The 15746-nt window shown below is 64.9% G+C and carries 12 protein-coding genes; 4 read left to right on the plus strand and 8 right to left on the minus strand.

Annotated elements, in window-relative coordinates; all coding sequences use genetic code 11:
* Positions 1-5: 5 nt before the first annotated feature.
* The 6 genes from kdpE to SR858_RS22650 all read right to left on the minus strand — a co-directional run bounded on the left by kdpE (position 6) and on the right by SR858_RS22650 (position 8328).
* Positions 6-710, minus strand: coding sequence for a two-component system response regulator KdpE (gene kdpE / locus SR858_RS22625; protein ID WP_019923163.1), 705 nt, complete (start codon positions 708-710; stop codon positions 6-8).
* Positions 707-3520 carry a DUF4118 domain-containing protein gene (locus SR858_RS22630; RefSeq protein ID WP_019923164.1) on the minus strand — a complete coding sequence of 938 codons (2814 nt, stop codon included), beginning with the start codon at positions 3518-3520 and terminating at the stop codon, positions 707-709. The genes kdpE and SR858_RS22630 overlap by 4 nt, the downstream gene beginning before the upstream one ends.
* Before the next feature lie 23 nt (positions 3521-3543).
* Positions 3544-4119, minus strand: a complete 576-nt coding sequence (gene kdpC, locus SR858_RS22635; protein ID WP_019923165.1) for a potassium-transporting ATPase subunit KdpC — start codon at positions 4117-4119, stop codon at positions 3544-3546.
* 162 nt (positions 4120-4281) lie between these two features.
* A complete protein-coding gene (gene kdpB / locus SR858_RS22640) occupies positions 4282-6384 on the minus strand; it encodes a potassium-transporting ATPase subunit KdpB (protein ID WP_019923166.1) in 2103 nt (700 codons plus the stop codon).
* Between the two features lie 37 nt (positions 6385-6421).
* Complete coding sequence (gene kdpA, locus SR858_RS22645) at positions 6422-8239, minus strand: potassium-transporting ATPase subunit KdpA (protein ID WP_019923167.1); 1818 nt, start codon at positions 8237-8239, stop codon at positions 6422-6424.
* Positions 8239-8328 carry a potassium-transporting ATPase subunit F gene (locus tag SR858_RS22650; protein ID WP_019923168.1) on the minus strand — a complete coding sequence of 30 codons (90 nt, stop codon included), beginning with the start codon at positions 8326-8328 and terminating at the stop codon, positions 8239-8241. Before SR858_RS22650 ends, kdpA begins: the two co-directional genes overlap by 1 nt.
* A gap of 303 nt (positions 8329-8631) precedes the next feature.
* On the opposite strand from SR858_RS22650, the gene dapA reads away from it, so the two are divergent.
* A complete protein-coding gene (gene dapA, locus SR858_RS22655; protein WP_019923170.1) occupies positions 8632-9540 on the plus strand; it encodes a 4-hydroxy-tetrahydrodipicolinate synthase in 909 nt (302 codons plus the stop codon).
* Entirely contained in the window at positions 9537-10097 is a 561-nt protein-coding gene (locus SR858_RS22660; RefSeq protein ID WP_019923171.1) for a hypothetical protein, read from the plus strand. The genes dapA and SR858_RS22660 overlap by 4 nt, the downstream gene beginning before the upstream one ends.
* A 67-nt stretch (positions 10098-10164) precedes the next feature.
* On the opposite strand, the gene SR858_RS22665 is transcribed toward SR858_RS22660, so the two are convergent.
* Complete coding sequence (locus tag SR858_RS22665) at positions 10165-10917, minus strand: TorF family putative porin (protein ID WP_019923172.1); 753 nt, start codon at positions 10915-10917, stop codon at positions 10165-10167.
* A gap of 13 nt (positions 10918-10930) precedes the next feature.
* On the minus strand, positions 10931-11179 hold the full coding sequence (locus tag SR858_RS22670; protein ID WP_322533992.1) for a hypothetical protein: 249 nt from the start codon (positions 11177-11179) through the stop codon (positions 10931-10933).
* Between the two features lie 206 nt (positions 11180-11385).
* On the opposite strand from SR858_RS22670, the gene SR858_RS22675 reads away from it, so the two are divergent.
* Entirely contained in the window at positions 11386-13383 is a 1998-nt protein-coding gene (locus SR858_RS22675) for a DNA topoisomerase IV subunit B (RefSeq protein WP_019923174.1), read from the plus strand.
* An 11-nt stretch (positions 13384-13394) separates the two neighbouring features.
* Positions 13395-15740 carry a DNA topoisomerase IV subunit A gene (gene parC / locus SR858_RS22680; RefSeq protein WP_019923175.1) on the plus strand — a complete coding sequence of 782 codons (2346 nt, stop codon included), beginning with the start codon at positions 13395-13397 and terminating at the stop codon, positions 15738-15740.
* The last annotated feature ends 6 nt before the right edge of the window (positions 15741-15746 follow it).

Below are 15746 nucleotides of genomic sequence, written 5' to 3' on the forward strand. Positions count from 1 at the left end.
ATTAACTAAGCCGGCAGCTGCAAGCGATAGCCGACCGCCGTCTCCGTCAGCAAGAACTTCGGCTGCGTCGGGTCGGCTTCGAGCTTGTGCCGCAGGTGGCCCATGTAGATGCGCAGGTAATGGCCGTTCTCCGACTGCGACGGCCCCCACACGGCGCGCAGCAGCTGCGGGTTGGTCATCACCCGGCCTGCATTAGCCACCAGCACCGCCAGCAGGCGGTACTCGGTGGGCGTCAGGTGCACGTTTTCTCCGCCGCGCGTCACGCGGCGGTTTTGCAAATCCACGGCCACGTCGCCGAACGCGATCAAGCCGTCCTGGCTGGCCGCCGGCTGGCGCTGGCGGCGCAAGGTCGCGCGCACCCGGGCCAGCAACTCGCCGACGCCGAATGGTTTCGTTAAATAATCGTCGGCGCCGGCGTCGAGCGCGCGGATCTTGTCCGCTTCGTTGACCCGCGCCGACAGCACGATCACCGGTACCGTCGACCATTTGCGCAAGTCCAGCACGAAGTCGATGCCGTCGCCGTCGGGCAGCCCCAGGTCGAGCACGATCAGGTCCGGCTTGCGGGTGCCGGCGTCGATCAGGCCCCGTTGCAATGTAGCCGATTCGAACACCTGCCAGCCCTCCTCTTCCAGCGCGGCGCGCACGAAGCGGCGGATTTGCGGTTCGTCTTCCACCAGCAAGGCGGTGGGTGTGGTGATGTGCTCCGTCATGCGGTCTCCGGTTCAGGCTCCAGCTCCGGCATGGCTGGCGGTGTGCCCAATGGCAGGGTAAAGGTGAAGGCGGCGCCGCCCAATGGTAAAGCGTGCGCGGCGGCGCTGATGCGGCCACCGTGCGCCTCCACGATTGCGCGGCAGATCGCCAGCCCCAGGCCAACACCCGGCTTGGCCGACTCGCGTTCGCCCCGCGTAAATTTTTCAAAGATCGCTTCCTCGCGGCCCGGCGGCAAGCCGGGGCCGTCGTCGGCCACGGTAATATTGATCCACTGGCCGTGCAGCGCGGCGGCGATGGCGATGGTGGAACCGGGCGGCGTGTACTTGGCGGCGTTTTCCACCAGGTTGGCCAGCACCCGCTCGATCAGCACGGCATCGTAGCGCAGCAGCGGCAGGTCCTTGGGCAGCTCGGCGCGCACGTGGTGGCCGGTCAGTTGCGAACCGCTGGCGCGCAAGGCGCTGCCTACCACTTCTTCGAGCGGCTGCCACTGCAAATTGAATTTCACTTCGCCGCTCTGGATGCGCGCCATGTCGAGCAGATTGGCCACCATGGCGCTCATGCGCAGCGCCTCGTCGTGCAGCGCCACCGCCACCTCGCGCTGGGCGTCGGGCAGCGGCGGTTTGGCGCCGGCCAGCGATTCGGACAGCCCCACCAGCGACGTCAGCGGCGTGCGCACATCGTGCGACAGCGCCGCCAGCAGCGAATTGCGCAGCCGTTCGGATTCCATGTTGACCAGTGCATTCTGCGCCACCTCGATGTAGTGCACGCGCTCGAGCGCAATCGCGGCCAGCGCGGCAAAGGTGTCGAGCTGCTGGCGTTGTTCGGGGATCAGGAGCCAGCGCTGGCGCAGCGGCGCAATCGCCAGCACGCCCCGGGTGCGCATCGGCGCCACCAGCGGCAGGTAGAACAGCGTGCTGGCCGGCAGCGTGTCGGTGCCCAGGCCCGCACTTTCGGCGTTGTCGAAGGCCCACTGGGCGATGCCGATATCGAGCGCCATGCCGGCGGGCGGCGGCAAAAGGCGGCCGTCGGCATCGGGCAGCAGCAAGGTGGCGCGGGCGCGGAAGGCGTTTTCGATGAAGCGGCGCGTGGTGTCGAAGATTTGCTCGGTTTGCAGGGCGCCCGACAGTTCGCGGGCAAATTCGTACAGCGCGCGCGAACGCTTTTCGCGCTGCGCCGCCACCCGCGCCTGGAAGCGCAGGCCGGACGTCAAATGGCCGGTGATCAGGCCCACGGCCAGCATCACCACGAAGGTGATCACGTACTGAAAGTCCGACACGGCAAAGTCGAAGCGCGGGGAAACAAAGAAAAAGTCGAAGCAGGCCACGCTCACGCAAGTAGCCACCACCGACGGCCCGCGTCCGAACCGCACGGCCGTGAGCAGCACGCCGAGCAGGAACAGCATGGCGATATTGGCCAGGTCCAGCCAGGCCAGCAGCGGCATGGCGGCCAGTGCGATGGCGAAGCTGGCTGCGACAGCCACGGCATAGCCGGTGGCGCGCTGCTGCATCCACGGCAGGCGCGCGCCGGACAGGCCCAGCGCCGCGCGCCCGTCAGCGCCACCGTCGCCGTAGCCGTCTTCGCGGGCGCCAGGGTCGGCGTCGGCAGTGGCATCGGCGCCCCACGCGTTGCTGGTGCTGGCGGTACGTGCACCGGCCGGCGTGTCGATGCTGGCAGCGCCGATTTCGACCAGGTCGAGGTCCGGCGCATAGCGGGCCAGGCGCTTGATGTGCGGGGTTTGCCATGGCAAAGATGACCGCGAGCGGCCCAGCACGAACTTGGACAGGTTGTGGCTGCGCGCATATTCCACCGCCGCCAGCGCCACGTCGCGGCCCGGCACCACGGCGGTGGTGGCGCCCAGGTCCTCGGCCAGCTTCAGTGTGCGCAGGATCTGTTCGCGGCGCGCGGCCGGCAGCTTTTGCAGCGCCGGCGTCTCCACGTAGATAGCGTGCCAGTCGGTACCGAGCTGGCCCGCCAGGCGCGCCGTGCTGCGCACCGTGTGTTCGGCGCCCGGATTCGGTCCCACGCACGCTAGCAGCGCGGCGCCGGTTTTCCAGATGTCGGCAATCGACTGCTCCACGCGGTAGGCGCGGACGTCGTCCTCGATGCGGTCGGCGGTGCGGCGCAGCGCCAGCTCGCGCAGCGCGATCAGGTTCCCCTTGCGGAAGAAGTTTTTCGACGCCCGCTCGGCTTGCGGCGCCTGGTATACCTTGCCAGCTTTCAGGCGCGCCAGCAGTTCGTCGGCCGGCAGATCGACCAGCACCACCTCGTCGGCCTGGTCGAACACGGTGTCGGGCACGGTCTCGCCCACGCGGATGCCAGTGATGCCGCCCACCACGTCGTTGAGGCTTTCCAGGTGCTGGACGTTGACGGTGGTCAGCACGTCGATGCCGGCGTCGCGCAGCTCTTCCACGTCCTGCCAGCGCTTGGGATGGCGCGAACCGGGCGCGTTGGAGTGCGCCAGTTCGTCCATCAGGATCAGCGGCGGGTGGCGCGCCAGCGCGGCGTCGAGGTCGAATTCATTGAGCACGCGGCCACGATGCGCGACCGCGCGCGGCGGCAGCACGTCGAGGCCGGCCAGCATGGCGGCGGTCTCACTGCGGCCATGGGTTTCCACCACGCCGACCAGCACCGGATGCCCCTCAAGCTCGAGCTTGCGGGCGGCAGCCAGCATGGCGTAGGTCTTGCCCACGCCCGCCGACGCGCCGAAATAAATGCGCAGCTTGCCGCGCGCGGCGCGCCGCTCCCCCGCCTGGACTTGCGCCAGCAAGGCGTCGGGATCGGGGCGCGAACTCTCGTGGGGGATGGACATGCGGCGATTCTACCTTGGATTGATCAGCGGCCGGTCTGGTCGAGCGCCAGGTTCAGCGCCAGCACATTGACGCGCGGCTCGCCGAAAAAGCCGAAATATTGCGGCCGCGTGTGCTGCTCGATCAGCGCCAGCACCTGGTTGGTGTTGAACTGGCGGGCGGCGGCCACGCGCGCGGCCTGGTAGCGGGCGGCGGCCGGGCTGATCTCGGGATCGAGGCCGCTGGCCGACGCGGTGACCAGGTCCACGGGAATCGGCGCAGTGTTGGCCGGATCGGCCGCCTTGAGGGCCTCGATACGGCCTTTGACGGCATCGATCAGCGCCGCGTTGGTGGGGCCAAGGTTGGTGCCGGACGAACCGGCGCCGTTATTGGGCATCGGACCGGTGCCGGACGGACGGCCCCAGAAGTACTTCGGTGAGCTGAAGGACTGGCCGATCAGCGACGAGCCGACGGTTTTGCCGTCAACCTGCACCAGGCTGCCGGCCGCTTGCGCCGGGAACACGGTGGCGGCGACGCCGGAGACGGCGAGCGGGTACAGCACGCCGCAGATAATGGTGAGGGCGCCGAAGATCACAAAGGCGGGGCGGAAGTGGGATGTCATGACAGCTCCAGTTATTTAAGTTAGCTCTGAATCCGTCATCCCCGCGCAGGCGGGGATCCATGGAATAGTTGAGCAGTGCCAGCGTGGGCGCAAGCTGCGACCAATCGCAGTGTCTATGGATTCCCGCTGTCGCGGGAATGACGGATCGAAGGCAGGTGGTTGTTATACGAGATGTAATGCCGCCAGCACAATGTCGATCAGCTTGATGCCTACGAACGGCAGCACGATCCCGCCCAGCCCATACAGCAGCAGGTTGCGGCGCAGCAGCGCCACCGCGCCGATGGCCCGGTATTTCACGCCTTTTAGCGCCAGCGGGATCAGCACCACGATGATCAAGGCATTGAAAATCACCGCCGACATGATCGCCGACGACGGGCTGGCCAACTGCATCACGTCGAGCGCCTTCAGTTGCGGATACGTGCCCACGAAGGCCGCCGGGATGATGGCGAAGTACTTGGCGATGTCGTTCGAGATCGAGAACGTGGTCAGCGCGCCGCGCGTCATCAGCATCTGCTTGCCGATTTCGACGATCTCCAGCAGCTTGGTCGGATTCGAATCGAGATCGACCATGTTGCCGGCTTCCTTGGCCGCCTGGGTACCCGAGTTCATCGCCACCGCCACGTCGGCCTGCGCCAGCGCCGGGGCGTCGTTGGTGCCGTCGCCGGTCATCGCCACCAGGCGGCCTTCGGCCTGGTACTTGCGGATCAGCTTTAATTTGTCTTCCGGCGTGGCTTCGGCCAGGAAGTCGTCCACGCCCGCTTCGGCGGCGATGGCGGCGGCGGTCAGCTGGTTGTCGCCGGTGATCATCACGGTCTTGATGCCCATGCGGCGCAGCTCACCGAAACGCTCCTTGATGCCGCCCTTGACGATGTCCTTCAGTTCCACAACGCCCATCACGCGGCCGCCATCGGTGACCACCAGCGGCGTGCTGCCCCGGCGCGAGATGTCGTCCACGGCGCGGCCCACTTCGGCCGGGTAGGCATTGGGCTGGCCGAGCGACTCGACGTAGCGGCGCACGCTGTCGGCCGCGCCCTTGCGCACGGACCTCGCACCAGGGCCGATCCCGATATCGACACCGCTCATGCGGGTTTGCGCGGTGAACGGCACGAACACGGCATTCAACGACGCCATCTCGCGTTCGCGGATGTTGAACTTCTGCTTGGCCAGCACCACGATGCTGCGCCCTTCCGGGGTTTCGTCGGCCAGCGACGCCAGTTGCGCCACGTCGGCCAGCTGCTGCTCGGTCACGCCCGGCGCCGGCACGAAGGACGATGCCTGGCGGTTGCCAAGCGTGATGGTGCCGGTCTTATCGAGCATCAGCACATCGACGTCGCCCGCTGCTTCCACTGCGCGGCCCGACGTGGCGATCACGTTGGCCTGCATCATGCGGCTCATGCCGGCCACGCCGATGGCCGACAGCAGGCCGCCGATGGTCGTCGGAATCAGGCACACCAGCAGCGCGATCAGCACCGTAATGGTGACCGGCGTGCCAGATTGGGCGGCCTGCACCGAGAACAGCGAGAACGGCAGCAAGGTGATGGTCACGATCAGGAACACGATGGTGAGCGCCACCAGCAGAATGGTCAGCGCGATCTCGTTCGGGGTTTTCTGGCGCTTGGCGCCCTCCACCATCGAGATCATGCGGTCCAAAAAAGTCTCGCCCGGATTGACGGTGACCTTGACCACCAGCCAGTCCGACAGCACGCGGGTGCCGCCGGTAACCGACGAAAAATCGCCGCCCGACTCGCGGATCACGGGCGCCGATTCGCCGGTGATCGCACTCTCGTCGACCGAAGCCACGCCTTCGATCACTTCGCCGTCGATCGGGATCACGTCGCCGGCTTCGACCAGGATGTAATTACCCTTGCGCAGATCGGTGGCCGGCTGCGGCAGCCAGGTGGTGCCGTACTTGGGCGAGGCCAGCTTCTTGGCGCTCACGGTCTGCTTGAGGTTGCGCAGCGACGCGGCTTGCGCCTTGCTGCGGCCTTCGGCCAGCGCCTCGGCAAAGTTTGCAAACAGCACCGTGAACCACAGCCAGACCGAGATCGCCAGGATGAAACCGGCCGGCGCCTCGCCCTGGCCGAACAGCGCCTGCAGGTACAGCAAGGTGGTGATGATGCTGCCGACATACACCACGAACATGACCGGGCTGCGTACTTGCGTCGCGGGGCTGAGTTTCTTGAACGAGTCCGCAATCGCCGGCAGCAGCAGTTCGCTGTCGAACAGGCGCAGTTTTTTAGGCGCTGGATTGGTAAACAGCGTCATTTCTTTTTGAGTTGTTGACATGATGAGATCCTGCGAATTAATGAGCAAACATCTGCAAGTGTTCAACCACGGGACCGAGCGCCAGCGCCGGCACGTAATTGAGCACGCCGACCAGCACCACCACGCCAATCAACAGGCCGATGAACATCGGGCCGTGGGTGGGCATGGTGCCGGCGTTGGCGCCCAGGCGCTGCTTGCCGGCCAGCGAACCGGCCACCGCCAGGATCGGCACGATCACGGCAAAGCGGCCGAACCACATGGCCACCGCCAGCAAGGTGTTATAGAACGGCGTGTTGGCGGACAGGCCGGCAAACGCGCTGCCGTTGTTGTTGGCGGCGGAGCTGAGGGCATACAGGATTTCGGAGAAGCCGTGGGCGCCGGGGTTGAGAATGCCGGCGCGGCCTGCGTCGGTCATCACCGCCAGCGCGGTACCGGCCAGCACCAGCGTCGGCGTGACCAGGATGGCGATCGACGTCATCTTCATTTCATATGCCTGGATTTTCTTGCCCAGGTATTCCGGCGTGCGGCCGATCATCAGGCCGGCAATGAACACGGCCAGGATGGCGAAGATCAGCATGCCGTACAGGCCCGAACCGACGCCGCCGAAAATCACTTCGCCGAACTGCATCAGCACCATCGGGATCATGCCGCCGAGCGGCGTGAACGAATCGTGCATGGCATTGACGGCGCCACACGAGGCAGCGGTGGTCACCGCGGCAAACAGGGTGGAAGCGCTGATACCGAAGCGCGTCTCCTTGCCTTCCATATTGCCGCCCGATTGCAGGCTGCTGGCCGACTGGTCGATATTGAGTGCTTGCAGCGCCGGGTGAACCTGCTGCTCGGCGCCCATCACCACCAGCGTGGCGGCGACGAACAGCACGGTCATCGCGCCGAGCACCGCCCAGCCCTGGCGGCGGTCGCCGACCATGCGGCCGAACGCGAAGCACAGGCCGGCCGGAATCAGGAAGATCGCCAGCATCTGCACGAAGTTGGTCAGCGCGGTCGGGTTTTCATACGGGTGCGCCGAATTGGCGTTGAAGAAGCCGCCGCCATTGGTGCCCAGCATCTTGATCGCTTCCTGCGACGCCACCGGGCCCATGGCCAGGGTTTGCGTGCTGGTGGTCAGGGTTTCGGTGACCGGTTCACCCTTGGCATCCTTGAGCGGCTGGTTGTCGGCGTCCACTTTCGGCTGGGTGTACGTGACCGGTTCGATCAACTGCACTTGTTTATATGCGGAGAAGTTCTGGATCACGCCCTGGCCGGCCAGGAAGACCGCCAGGATCACGGATAACGGCAGCAGCACGTACAGGGTCGACCGGGTGACGTCGGCCCAGAAATTGCCGATCGATTTGGTCGAGCGCGACGAAAAGCCGCGTATCAGCGCGTAGCACACGGCGATGCCGGTGGCGGCCGAGAAGAAGTTCTGGCCGGTGAGCACCAGCATCTGGGTCAGGTAGCTCATGGTCTGCTCGCCGCTGTAGCCTTGCCAGTTGGTATTGGCGACGAAGCTGACGGCGGTGTTGAAGGCCGAATCGGGGCTGACATTGGCCAGGCCCTGGGGATTGAGCGGCAGGAAGGCTTGCAGGCGTTGCAGGCCATAGACTGCGACGGCGCCGAGGGCATTGAATGTCAACAGCGCGACGGCATAAGCTTTCCAGCCCTGGCCCTGCGGCTGGCCTTCTTTATCGGCGATGCCGGCGGCGCGGTACAGCAGGCGCTCCGCACCACCGAGCCAGCCCATGCCGGGCACACGTGAACCATCGCCCACGCGCGCCAACACCACGCCCAGCGGCCAGGCCAGCGCCAGCAGCACGGCCAGGAAGGCGACCAGCAGCAATATCGATTGGGTGGTCATCACAGTTCCTCCGCTTTGAGCAGCGCCAGCACCAGGTACACCAGCAGCCCGGCGGACGCGATGCCGCCGATCAGATAAAAGATGCTCATTGCTGGCCTCCCAGCTTGTCGCAGCCGGCGGCCATCGCCCAGATCGCGGCAGTGAAGGCCGCAATCACACCCATAAATATAAAATCCATCACACCCTCGAAGGTCTTGTTTTGATGGATGAAAGGTTAGCGGCAGGGGTCTAAAGATTTTGTAAAGACTTGGGTGGCGGGTGTAAACAAACTGTAAACGCGCCGTAAAAACCCACCGCCTTTACGGTTTGTTTACGCAGTCCTGGGCACTATTTAGAACATTTTTACGGGCGCCGGCATAGGCTGGACCTGTCTTCCACCACCTGTAAAGATCATGAATACTTCGTTTCGCGGCATCTGGGTGCCGCTGGCCACGCCCATGGACCACGGCGAGATCGACTTGCCCCACCTGCAGACGCTGGCCGACCGCCTGATCGCCGGCGGCGCCCACGGCCTGGTCGTCTGCGGCACCACCGGCGAGGCGTCGCAGCTGGACCTGGCCGAGCAATCGGCCGTGCTGTCGGCCGTGCTGGAAACGGCGCACCGCCGCTGCCCGGTCCTGATGGGCGTGGGCGGTAGCGACACCCATGCCGCCGCCGCCAAGGTCCGCGAGTTCGACGACACTGAACTGGCCGGCTACCTGGTCGCCACGCCCGCCTACGTGCGGCCATCGCAGGAAGGCCTGCTGCGCCATTTCGAGACCATTGCCGACGCCACCGGACGCCCCATCGTGCTGTACAACGTGCCGGCGCGCACGGGCGTGAACCTGGAACTGGCCACCGCGCGCACGCTGGCTCAACGTCCGCAGTTTGCCGCCATCAAGGAAGCCGGCGGCAGCCTGCGACGGATGGAAGAACTGGTGCGCCACACGCCGCTGGCCATGCTGTGCGGCGACGATGCGCTGCTGTTCGCGGCCCTGTGCGCCGGCGGTCAGGGCGCCATTTCCGCCTCGGCCCACATCCGCGTGGACCTGTTCGTGCAAGTCTACGACCTGGTCCACGCCGGCCACCTGGCCGAGGCGATGACCGTGTTCGACCACCTGCTGCCGGTGATCCGTTTGCTGTTCTCGGAGCCGAATCCCGCGCCCCTGAAAGCCGCGCTGGCCATGCAGGGATTGCTGCGCGACGAGCTGCGCCTGCCCATGACGCCAGCCAGCGATAACTGCCGCACCCAATTGGCCGCCGCGCTGGCGGCGCTGGACGCCATACCGGCGTATCATTCTCTGGAGGAGGTAACCGCATGATCGTCGCACTCACCGGTAACACCGAACACGATGGCAACCACGCCGTCTCCGACCTGGCCGAGGAACTGGCGCTGCTACGGGTAGCCGCCGGCAACCGGGTGCTGCTGGTCTGCCCCGAACCCTGCGCCTACGATCCCCAGCTCTACGACGACCTGGTGATCGACGCCTCGCGCAATGAAGAGCGCGATGAGGCATCGCTGGCCGGCGCCGCTGTCATCGTCGCGCTGCTGCGCCGCGCCGACCTTCAACACCCTGACCACCAGGATCACGCGGCGCTGCTGGCCCGCCTGCGCGCTGCCAGCGCGGCCAACCCCGGCGCCCGGGTGCTGGTCACCGTGGCCCACGGCAGCGAACCGCTCACGCCGCACCAGACCGGGTGCCTGCTGGTGTTCGTGGCGCAGCTGCCCGGCGCGCGCCTGGCCGACACTTTAGTGCTCGACCACGACACTTACCATACACACCACAGCGCCTTCGAGGCGGACGCCTACAAGACCGCCAACGTGCTGTGCGCGCCCGAGGTACGCCACCTGTATCGCCAGGTGTTCAGCAGCAGATAAGCAACAGATAAAAAAGCGGGCCGGGCGGGTGTTACCCCGCCCGGCCCGACCAAGGAAAATGCGCGGATCAGAAGGTCTTGCTGATGGTGAGCAGCAGCGCAGTCTTGCCGGTGAACTTGCCGTTGACCGGCGACGCATACGCGGTCTTGCTGGCGTTCGTCCCTACCACGGCCAGCGCACCGGTAACGATGCCGAAGTCTTTGGTCGCGCCCACTTTCCAGTCGGTGTAGTCGGCCGCTTGGTTGTTCTTCACCTCCTGATGGCCCGCATGCAGGTTGATGATGAAGCCCTCGCCTGCCTCGATATTGGCGCCCACGTCGAGGTAGCCGCTGTTCTTGCTGTCCACGAAGCCGAACAGGTTGGTCACCGCGTGCGAGTACTTGACGTACGCGGGACCGACACCGAGCTGGCCATACACCTCGGTGGTGTCGGCGTTGACAAAGCCGGCGACGTGTTTCAGGCCGTTCGACGGGTACACATAGGTCAGCACACCGACGTCATACGACACGGCATCGCTCACCTGCCCGCGCTTGCCGGCATAGAGGTCGAGCTCCACGTCGCCGTCGCCGCCGGCATCCTTGGTCCACTTGATCGACGACGTCCAGGCGCCGATATACAGGCCGGTGGGGTTGTTGACGTAATCAACGCCGCCCTGCACGGCCGGCTGCAGGCGTGTTTGCGAGATGCCGCGATAGCGGTAATCGGACACCACGGCGGCGTTGAAGCTGACCTCGTTATCGGGCCTGGCGGCTTCCTGGGCCTGCGCCGCATGGGCGGCAAAACCGGCGCACAGCACGGCGGCAAGTAGTAATTTGTTCATATTGCTCTTTCTATTAATAGTGGGATGTCTGGGTGAATCGCCCGAACTCCGCGCCGGGCAGCGACTGCATCACCGCGTCCATCACCGGCGCGACCATGGCCGCACCCACGCACAGCCACACCTTCATGCGGGTGCCGTGCTCGCAGATTTCGATGCGGATGAATTCGAGCGAATCGCCGCAGATGCGCGTGACCATGCGGCGTAACTGGGTGACCGATGCGGTATCGACCTTGAGCGTCATCACGCAAGGGAAGTGATTCATGGCGGCTCCGATGAGGGTTAAGCGATGGAGCCAGCTTATCGGGCAGCCCGTAAAAACGGTCTAAAAAGACGGGGGCCTCTTGTAAACATCGTGTATAAATTGCCGCTGTTTGCTCCGGTTGAGGATAGAATACGCAAACACGCGCAATTAGCTGTACATATACCCAGTACATAAACCCAGTATCGACATTATCAGCTTGATCACGTATGGCCACTAAAAAACCAGTTTCCGACTATAGCGAATCATCCATCCGGGTCCTCAAGGGCCTGGAACCAGTCAAGCAGCGCCCGGGCATGTACACGCGCACCGAGAACCCGCTGCACATCATCCAGGAAGTCATCGACAATGCCTCGGACGAAGCACTGGGCGGCCACTGCAAGAACATCATCGTTACCCAGAACGCCGACGGCAGCATCACGGTGGAGGACGACGGCCGCGGCATTCCGGTCGGATTGCACCCGGAAGAAGGCGTGCCGACGGTGGAAATCGTGTTCACGCGCCTGCACGCGGGCGGTAAATTCGACAAGGGTTCGGGCGGCGCGTACGCGTTCTCGGGCGGTTTGCACGGCGTGGGCGTCTCCGTCACCAACGCGCTGTCCAAGCGCCTGGAGATTACCGTCTGGCGCAAGGAACCCAATGGCACCGGCCTGCACCACCTGGTGTTCGAGCATGGCGACGTGGTCGAGCCGCTCACTTCGGTGGTCGCGCCGCGCGACGGCAAGAAGTCCGGCACCCGCGTGACCGCCTGGCCCGATGCCAAGTACTTCGACTCGCCGGCCATCTCGCAAACCGAGCTGCAACGCCTGCTGCGCTCTAAGGCCGTGCTGCTGCCGGGCGTCACCGTTACGCTCACCAATGCCAAGACCGGTGAATCGCAGACCTGGCAGTACAACGACGGCCTGCGCGGCTATCTGACCGAAGCGCTGGCCCAGGCCACCGATGGTGAAACCCTGATCCCGCTGTTCGAAGGCGCGCAGTTTGCCGGCCCCGATGCCGAAGGTTTTGCCGAAGGCGAAGGTGCGGCATGGGTGGTGGCGTGGACCGAGCAAGGCGCGGTAGTGCGCGAATCGTACGTCAACCTGATCCCCACCCCCAACGGCGGCACCCACGAATCGGGCCTGCGCGACGGCCTGTATGGCGCCGTCAAGAACTTCGTCGAGATGCACTCGCTGCTGCCGAAAGGCGTCAAATTGCTGCCCGAAGACGTGTTTGCGCGCGTGTCGTTCGTATTGTCGGCCAAGGTGCTGGACCCGCAATTCCAGGGCCAGATCAAGGAGCGCCTCAATTCGCGCGATGCGGTGCGCCTAGTCTCCACCTACTCCAAGCCGGCGCTCGAGCTGTGGCTCAATCACCACGTCGATTACGGCAAAAAGCTGGCCGAACTGGTGATCAAGCAGGCGCAATCGCGTCTGCGCTCGTTGCAGAAAGTGGAAAAGAAAAAGTCGTCGGGCGTGGCGGTTTTGCCGGGCAAGCTGACCGACTGCGAATCGACCGATGTCACCCGCACCGAATTGTTCCTGGTCGAGGGTGACTCGGCCGGCGGTTCGGCCAAGATGGGCCGCGACAAGGAATTCCAGGCCATCCTGCCGCTGCGCGGCAAGGTACTGAACTCGTGGGAAACCGACCGTGACCGCCTGTTCGCCAACAACGAGATCCACGATATCTCGGTGGCGATCGGCGTCGATCCGCACAATGCCACCGATACCCCGGACCTGTCCGGTCTGCGCTACGGCAAAATCTGCATTCTTTCGGACGCGGACGTCGACGGCTCGCACATCCAGGTACTGCTGCTCACGCTGTTCTTCAAGCACTTCCCGGGCCTGATCGCCAACGGCAATATCTGCATCGCCCGCCCGCCTTTGTACCGCGTCGATGCGCCGGCGCGCGGCAAGAAGCCGATCCAGAAGCTGTATGCGCTCGACGCCGGCGAACTGGTGGCGATCGAGGACAAGCTGCGCAAGGACGGCTTGAAAGAAGGCGCCTGGTCGATCTCGCGCTTCAAGGGCCTGGGCGAGATGAACGCCGAGCAGTTGTGGGAAACCACGATGAACCCGGACACGCGCCGGCTGTTGCCAGTCGCCCTGGGCGAGTACGAGCACGGCGCCTCGGCCGCGCGTTTCAATATGCTGATGGGTAAAGGCGAAGCCGCCGCCCGCCGCGCCTGGATCGAAGAACACGGCAACGAAGCCGAAGCAGACATCTAATACGAACCACTATGACTCAAGCAAATCTCTTTGACGAATCGCTGCCGGACCCGGACGGCGCCCTGCCGCCGGGCGGCCCCACCGACGGCGGCGAAACCCTGACCCTGTCCACGTTTGCCGAACGCGCCTACCTCGATTACGCCATCTCGGTGGTCAAGGGCCGCGCCCTGCCCGACGTGTGCGACGGCCAGAAGCCGGTGCAGCGCCGCATCCTGTATGCGATGAACGAAATGGGACTGAACTCCACCGCCAAGCCGCGCAAATCGGCGACGGTGGTCGGCGACGTGCTCGGTAAATTGCACCCGCACGGCGACCAGTCGGTGTACGACGCCATGGTGCGCATGGCCCAGGATTTTTCCTTGCGCTATCCGCTGGTCGATGGCCAGGGCAACTTCGGTTCGCGCGACGGCGACGGCGCCGCTGCCATGCGCTACACCGAAGCGCGTTTGACGCCGATCGCCAAGGTGCTGATGGACGAGATCAATCTCGGCACCGTCGATTTCCAGGCCAACTACGACGGCTCCACCGAGGAACCGAGCCTGCTGCCGGCACGCCTGCCCATGGTGCTGCTCAACGGCGCCTCCGGTATCGCGGTCGGCCTGGCCACCGAGATCCCGTCGCACAACCTGACCGAAGTGGCGCAGGCGGCGGTGGCGATGATCAGGAATCCGAAAATTTCGCACGCCGAGTTGATGGCGCTGATCCCGGGGCCCGACTTCCCGGGCGGCGGCCAGATCATCACGACGGCCACGCAGATCAGCGATATGTACTCGTCCGGTCGCGGCAGCATGAAGGTGCGCGCACGCTGGAAGATCGAAGAACTGGCGCGCGGCCAGTGGCAGGCGGTCGTCAACGAACTGCCGCCCGGTACCTCGTCGCAAAAGGTGCTCGAGGAAATCGAGGAGCTGACCAATCCCAAGGTCAAGCTGGGCAAGAAGGCGCTGTCGCCGGAACAGCTGGCGCTCAAGTCCCTGATCCTCAATTCGCTCGACACCATCCGCGACGAATCGGGCCGCGCCGCGCCGGTGCGCCTGGTGTTCGAGCCGAAATCGAAGAACCAGGACCAGACCGAATTCATGCTGATGCTGCTCGCGCACACGTCGCTCGAGTCGTCGGCATCGATCAACCTGGTGATGATCGGCGGCGATGGCCGGCCGCGCCAGAAAGGGTTGACCGAGATTTTGCAGGAGTGGATCGAGTTCCGCTTCGCCACGGTCACCCGCCGCTCGCAATTCAAGCTGGGCAAGGTCGATGCGCGCATCCATATCCTCGAAGGCCGCGAGACGATTCTGCTCAATATCGATGAAGTGATCCACATCATCCGCAATTCGGACGAGCCGAAGTCCGCGCTGATGGAGCGCTTCCGCCTGTCCGAAATCCAGGCCGAAGACATCCTGGAAATCCGCCTGCGCCAGCTGGCGCGCCTGGAAGCGATCAAGATCCAGCAGGAACTGGCCGAACTGCGCAAGGAAAAAGGCACGCTTCAAGACCTGCTCGACAACCCATCGTCGATGAAACGCCTGATCATCAAGGAAATCGAGAACGATGCCAAGACCTATGGCGATGCCCGCCGTACCGTGATCGAAGAAGCGCAAAAAGCGGTCGTGGAACAGAAAGTGGTGGACGAACCGGTCACCGTGATCATCTCGGAAAAAGGCTGGATCCGCGCCCGCACCGGCGTGGGCCACGACGCCGGTCAATTCACCTTCAAGGCCGGCGATGCGCTGTATGGCGCTTTCGAATGCCGCACGGTGGACAACCTGCTTGCCTTCGGCAGCAACGGCAAGGTGTATTCGGTGCCAGTGGCAGCCTTGCCGAACGCGCGTGGCGACGGCGTGCCGGTCACCACCCTGATCGACCTGGCCACCGGCGCGCGCATCCTGCACTACTTCGCAGGCAGCGGCGCTACGCAACTGATGCTGACCACCAGCGCCGGTTTCGGCTTCATCGCCAAGGCGGCCGACATGGTCAGCCGCATCCGTGGCGGCAAATCGTTCATCACCCTGGACGAAGGCGACGTACCGCTGCCGCCATCTGTGGTCGGCCCGGAAGCTTCCGCCGTGGCAGCGCTGTCGGCCAATGCCCGCGTGCTGGTGTTTGGTCTGGACGAGATGAAGGTGCTGACCAACGGCGGTCGCGGCGTGATCGTGATGGAACTCGAAGACAAGGAAACGCTGGTCTCGGCCAAGCCGATCAGCCAGAAAGGCGTCATTGTCAGCGGCATCGGCCGTGGCGCCAAGCCGCAGGATGTGCGCCTGTCGGCGTCCGGGCTGGCCGAGCACATCGGCAAGCGCGCCCGCAAGGGCAAGGCGCTGGCTACCAAGATCAAGCCGAGCGGGCTGACGCCGATCGTGTAACTACAA

The sequence above is a fragment of the Duganella zoogloeoides genome (assembly GCF_034479515.1).
Lineage (GTDB): Bacteria > Pseudomonadota > Gammaproteobacteria > Burkholderiales > Burkholderiaceae_D > Rugamonas > Rugamonas zoogloeoides.

Coding starts and splice junctions, on each gene's coding strand:
- kdpE (WP_019923163.1), bottom strand. CDS start 710: ATGACGGAGCACATCACCACACCCACCGCCTTGCTGGTGGAAGACGAA.
- SR858_RS22630 (WP_019923164.1), bottom strand. CDS start 3,520: ATGTCCATCCCCCACGAGAGTTCGCGCCCCGATCCCGACGCCTTGCTG.
- kdpC (WP_019923165.1), bottom strand. CDS start 4,119: ATGACATCCCACTTCCGCCCCGCCTTTGTGATCTTCGGCGCCCTCACC.
- kdpB (WP_019923166.1), bottom strand. CDS start 6,384: ATGACGCTGTTTACCAATCCAGCGCCTAAAAAACTGCGCCTGTTCGAC.
- kdpA (WP_019923167.1), bottom strand. CDS start 8,239: ATGACCACCCAATCGATATTGCTGCTGGTCGCCTTCCTGGCCGTGCTG.
- SR858_RS22650 (WP_019923168.1), bottom strand. CDS start 8,328: ATGAGCATCTTTTATCTGATCGGCGGCATCGCGTCCGCCGGGCTGCTG.
- dapA (WP_019923170.1), top strand. CDS start 8,632: ATGAATACTTCGTTTCGCGGCATCTGGGTGCCGCTGGCCACGCCCATG.
- SR858_RS22660 (WP_019923171.1), top strand. CDS start 9,537: ATGATCGTCGCACTCACCGGTAACACCGAACACGATGGCAACCACGCC.
- SR858_RS22665 (WP_019923172.1), bottom strand. CDS start 10,917: ATGAACAAATTACTACTTGCCGCCGTGCTGTGCGCCGGTTTTGCCGCC.
- SR858_RS22670 (WP_322533992.1), bottom strand. CDS start 11,179: ATGAATCACTTCCCTTGCGTGATGACGCTCAAGGTCGATACCGCATCG.
- SR858_RS22675 (WP_019923174.1), top strand. CDS start 11,386: ATGGCCACTAAAAAACCAGTTTCCGACTATAGCGAATCATCCATCCGG.
- parC (WP_019923175.1), top strand. CDS start 13,395: ATGACTCAAGCAAATCTCTTTGACGAATCGCTGCCGGACCCGGACGGC.